Genomic DNA, 4,981 nt, shown 5'->3' on the forward strand with positions numbered 1-4,981 from the left:
ACGCGACGTCGGGCACGAGCCCGATGACGGGCGAGTCGCAGACGGGCGCGTATGTCGGGATGATGCATACGTTCTGATCAAACATACGCCGGCGCACGGGTCTCGTGGTTTCGTACGCCGCGTACCCTGCGATTGCATCTTCAGTCACGGCTTCGATACCACGACATACGCGTTCCCATGCGGAACGTCCTCACTGCTCCTCGCTGCCTCGGTTCGCCGAGGTTTTTCCATCGACGGCCATTCTTGTTCGGCCTGTCACCAGTCACTCCCCTCTTGGTAAGGTCATGTCATGAAGAAATTCAACACTCGAGACGACGGGCTTGCGGCTTCGTGGTGCCGGCGTGCGCCGGCTATGGTCGGAGCACTCGCATTGTTCGGCATGGTTGCAAGTGGACCGACCGCGGCAGCAGATTGGGTCTTCGCCGGACAGGGTGTCGACAACACGCGCACCGCGCCCGACGAGCACATTATCGGTGTCGACAACGTTTCTCGGCTCGCGCCGCGCTGGACGCTGGATACCGACGGTAACGTTTCGGCCACGCCGACCGTAGCGAACGGCACCGTATATGTACCTGACTTCGGCGGCTCGCTGTGGGCGGTCGATGCTGCCAGTGGCAAGGTGAAGTGGAAGAAGAAGATCTCCGAATACAGCGGCATCGGAAATGATGCCTCGCGCACCAGCCCTGCATACTGGGAAGGCACGCTGATCTTCGGTCAGGGTACGCAGATCGCGAACAATCCGACCGGAGCGTTCATACTGGCTGCCAAGGCCGAGGATGGCGCGCCGCTCTGGCGGACCAAGGTGGATGCGGACCCGACCGCGATCATCACGCAATCGCCGATCGTCGATCGAGGCGTGGTGTATGTCGGCCTCTCGTCGCGTGCCGAAGCACTCAAGGACAAGCCGACATATCGCGGTGCAGTGGTTGCGCTCGATGCCAAGACCGGAAAAATTCGGTGGAAGACCTACATGGTCCCGAAGGGTTACACCGGCGGGTCGGTGTGGGGCAACACGGCCGCGGTCAATCATGAAACCGGCCTGCTCTACGTGACCACCGGCAACAACTTCTCGGTGCCGCCGGGCCATTGCCGTTATCCGACACAGAAGAACTGCAAATCCGATACGCCGGACAACATGATCGACAGCTTTGTCGCGCTTGATCTGAAGACCGGCAAGGTGGTCTGGCACAGCCGTACCCTGGCGGCCGACATGTCGACCAACTACGATCACGAAGATGGTCCGGACTACGATTTCGGCTCCGGGCCCAACCTGTTCAAGGCGACCATCAACGGGAAGGAGAGAACGTTGGTGGGCGCGGGCGCGAAGAGCGGCGTGTACTGGGCGCTCGATCCCAAGACCGGCAAGGTGATTTGGCATACCCAGGTCGGCCCGGGCAGCCTGCTGGGCGGCGTGATGTGGGGTACGGCCGCGGATGGCAAGCGCATCTACGTTTCGATCGGCAATCTGAATGGAGAATCGATCGATGTCGACAACGGTCCGAACGGTGCGAAGACAACCAAGGGCGGAATCTGGGCGGCGGTTGATGCGGCCACCGGCAAGGTTCTGTGGCGCACGGCGGACCCGCAGGGCAAGATGGACACGGTCGCGATGTCGGCTGCAAATGGTGTGGTTTACGCCGGGTCGCTGGCCGGCACGGGCACCAGCATGTATGCGCTCGATGCGGCTACCGGCGCGATCAAGTGGAGCCATGCGAATAACGGTGCGGTCGTGTCGGGTGCCGCCATCGTCGACGGATCGGTCTACTGGGGTGCCGGCTATCACACCAAGGTGCTCGGCCTGCCATATGACGGCAGCAGTCACAAGCTATACGCCTTCGGGCTCGCTGCGAAACAGTGAGAGGTGAACAGCCGGTTACGTGCGTGACCGGCTGTGTTCGACGGTTGCTTGACCCTTTAAGGAGGCGCCTGATGGCACCTCCCGATTGGCATGAGACGGCGGCCAGCCGGATGCATGTCGACAGCGGCACAAATGTGCATTCCGGGCGCGATGCGACGCCGGGCAGCCGTCCGATGCCGTTCCGGGCTCCCCCTCTTCGCGCGAGTGCGATCATCGATGCGCGGTGTCGGCCGGGCGCGAGTAGCACGCATTGCTAAGCCGGTCGTGGTGAACGATGCGATGTCGAATGCGGTGTCGTGCAACGGCATGATGGAGGCCGTTGTCAACGTCGGCGCCCGCGGAGACTTCGACGACGTCGGATTATTGCGTCGCAGTTCGTGCGGAATGAACCGATCGATGTTGCAATTTCTCTTCGAGCGATGTGGAATTCCCTCGCCGACTCTTCGGGTCTCCAGCGATGAATTTTCTGAAAAATTCAGCCTATAAATAGACGAGATGTCCACTTTCGGCTCTATACCTGTCTTTTATAGAGTATTGATTCGCGTGATTTGATAATCGTAACTACTCGTTCTCCACACGGGAGTGTTGGCAAGGGTTGCTTACGCAACATCTGTATGAAGAGAGTCGCAACCGCATGCTTTTCCACCATTAAAGCGCCGCTTTCGTGTGCGGAATTAATATTTCGTGTATGTGAAAAGGTGAGGGAAAAGTGTGATAAATGATCGGTGTATTCCGCGAATTGGATCGATTCTGTTTTTGGGGTGTACGGGTGTGTATTTTATGTATTAAATGAGGTCGGCCGATGGAATTTCGGTCCGACGCATCAAGGTAGGTTGACTCCCGAATTTGCTCCAAAGTCAGATTTCTGTCATTCGTCACTGGACTCCATGTGCCATGAGCAATTCCAAGCTTGAAGTACTTACTCCGCAGAACAGCCAGTTGATCTTCATCGACCAGCAGCCGCAGATGGCATTCGGTGTGCAGTCGATCGATCGCCAGACGTTGAAGAACAACGTCGTTGGGCTCGCCAAGGCCGCGAAGGCATTCAACATCCCGACCACGATCACGACCGTCGAAAGCGACAGCTTCTCGGGTTACACCTATCCCGAGTTGCTCGACGTGTTCCCGAATCAGAAGACGCTCGAGCGCACGTCGATGAACTCGTGGGACGACCAGAAGGTGCGCGACGCGCTCGCCGCGAATGGTCGCAAGAAGGTCGTCGTGTCGGGGCTCTGGACGGAAGTCTGCAATACCACGTTCGCGCTCAGCGCGATGCTCGAAGGTGACTACGAGATCTACATGGTGGCCGACGCGTCGGGCGGCACGTCGAAGGACGCGCACGACTTCGCGATGCAGCGGATGATCCAGGCCGGTGTCGTGCCCGTCACCTGGCAGCAGGTCGTGCTCGAGTGGCAGCGTGACTGGGCACACCGCGAGACGTATGACGCGGTGATGGCGATCGCAAAGGAGCATTCCGGCGCATACGGCATGGGCGTCGACTACGCGTACACGATGGTCCACAAGGCACCGCAGCGTACCGCGACGCCACACGAGTCGATTCCGACCGTGCCGGCGAAGTAACGGGCCGCCGGTCGTGGCGCCCTCAGGCAGCAGGCAGCGCCCACGGCGCGTGCGAGAAGTGTTCCGCGAGGAAGTCAAGCAGTACCGTCACGCGCGCGGCGCGCAGCGTACCGGGCGGTGTGACGAGGTTTACGTCGATGTCGGCGATCTTCCAGTCGTGCATCACTTCTTCGAGTTCGCCGCGCTGTAGTTCGTCCCGCACGAGGAACTCGGGTTGGAGTGCCAGGCCGTTTCCGTCGATCAACGCGGGCAAGATCACGTCGGAGTTGTTCGTGCGGATGCGGCCTTGCACAGGTACGCCGAATTCTATGCTTGATGAAATGTGATGAAAGCGCCAGTACTCGGGTGTCGGCAGGTTCGTGTAGATGACGCACATGTGATGTTCGAGGTCACGCGGATGCGAGGGGCGACCGCGCTGGTCGAGATACGCGGGCGATGCGACGAGCGGGCGGCGCACCGCGCACAGCTTGCGCGAGCGCAGCGACGAATCGCTGAGCTCGGCGATGCGGATTGCGACGTCGAAGCCGCCGGACACGATGTCGACGATGTGATCGGTCAGCACGAGATCGATGTCGATACGCGGATAGCGCTCGAGAAACGTGGGCAGCAGCGGCGACAGATGGCGCAGCCCAAACGACATCGGTGCGTTCACGCGCACGAGGCCATGCGCTTCGAGCGCTTGCGCCGACGCTTCGCTTTCGATCAGTTCCGCATCGGCGAGCAGGCGACTCACGCGGTCGCGCAGCAGTTCGCCGGTGGGCGTGAGAGACAGCTTGCGCGACGTGCGGTACAGCAGCATCTCGCCGAGGCGCTTTTCGAGGCGTGCGATCGCTTTCGATACGGTCGGCTGCGACAGGCCGAGCGTGTCGGCGGCTTTCGCGAACGAACCCGTCTCCGCGACACGCGCAAAGATGGCCCAAGCTTCGAGATCAGGAATGTTTTGCATTGTTTGGAAGAGTGGTAGGAGTGCGAAGTAAGTATGACGGCGGCGAATCGATCGGCCGTTGCGATGCGGATCATTCTAATCCGGCCGGGAATAAAATTCGTTATGGAATCTTATCTATTATCACTGGCTGCCGGCGTGCTGATCGGCGTCGTGTACAGCGTGATCAGGGTGCGCTCGCCTGCGCCGCCGCTAATCGCGCTGATCGGCCTTGCCGGCATGTTGATCGGCGCACAGGCCGTCGGCCCTATTCGTCACTGGCTCGGTTTCTGACCACATCAAGGACATACCATGAGCGCAACCGATACTCAACCGGATCTCATCCTGCACAACGGGCGCATCACGACACTCGATCGAGCGAACCCCGTCGCGACTGCCGTCGCGATCAAGGACGGCCGCTTCGTCGCTGTCGGCAGCGAAGCGGACGTCATGCCGCTCGCGGGCCGCACGACGAAGGTAGTCGATCTCGACGGGCGGCCGGTGCTGCCGGGCCTGATCGACAACCACTGCCACGTGATTCGTGGCGGCCTGAACTACAACCTTGAGCTGCGCTGGGACGGCGTGCCGTCGCTCGCGGTCGCGATGGACATGCTCAAGCG

General features: G+C 60.6%; 5 protein-coding genes and 1 pseudogene. 5 read left to right on the top strand and 1 reads right to left on the bottom strand.

What is annotated here, in order from left to right:
- From WS75_RS31970 to WS75_RS12160, 3 genes and pseudogenes are all read left to right on the top strand, one after another.
- Positions 1–77: pseudogene (locus WS75_RS31970) on the top strand (porin); the annotation flags it as partial.
- Between the two features lie 212 nt (positions 78–289).
- On the top strand, positions 290–1,858 hold the full coding sequence (locus tag WS75_RS12155) for an outer membrane protein assembly factor BamB family protein (protein ID WP_082729575.1): 1,569 nt from the start codon (positions 290–292) through the stop codon (positions 1,856–1,858).
- Between the two features lie 894 nt (positions 1,859–2,752).
- Positions 2,753–3,439: a hydrolase gene (locus WS75_RS12160; protein ID WP_059680693.1), complete on the top strand. Its 687-nt coding sequence runs from the start codon at positions 2,753–2,755 to the stop codon at positions 3,437–3,439.
- Positions 3,440–3,461: 22 nt separating this feature from the next.
- On the opposite strand, the gene WS75_RS12165 is transcribed toward WS75_RS12160, so the two are convergent.
- Positions 3,462–4,385 carry a LysR family transcriptional regulator gene (locus WS75_RS12165; RefSeq protein ID WP_059680694.1) on the bottom strand — a complete coding sequence of 308 codons (924 nt, stop codon included), beginning with the start codon at positions 4,383–4,385 and terminating at the stop codon, positions 3,462–3,464.
- Positions 4,386–4,487: 102 nt separating this feature from the next.
- On the opposite strand from WS75_RS12165, the gene WS75_RS12170 reads away from it, so the two are divergent.
- Complete coding sequence (locus WS75_RS12170; protein WP_059680695.1) at positions 4,488–4,655, top strand: DUF1427 family protein; 168 nt, start codon at positions 4,488–4,490, stop codon at positions 4,653–4,655.
- Between the two features lie 18 nt (positions 4,656–4,673).
- On the top strand, positions 4,674–4,981 hold a 308-nt coding region (locus tag WS75_RS12175; protein WP_156429768.1), incomplete at its 3' end, for an amidohydrolase family protein.

It is taken from the genome of Burkholderia sp. FL-7-2-10-S1-D7 (assembly GCF_001524185.1).
In the GTDB taxonomy this organism is placed as follows: domain Bacteria; phylum Pseudomonadota; class Gammaproteobacteria; order Burkholderiales; family Burkholderiaceae; genus Burkholderia; species Burkholderia diffusa.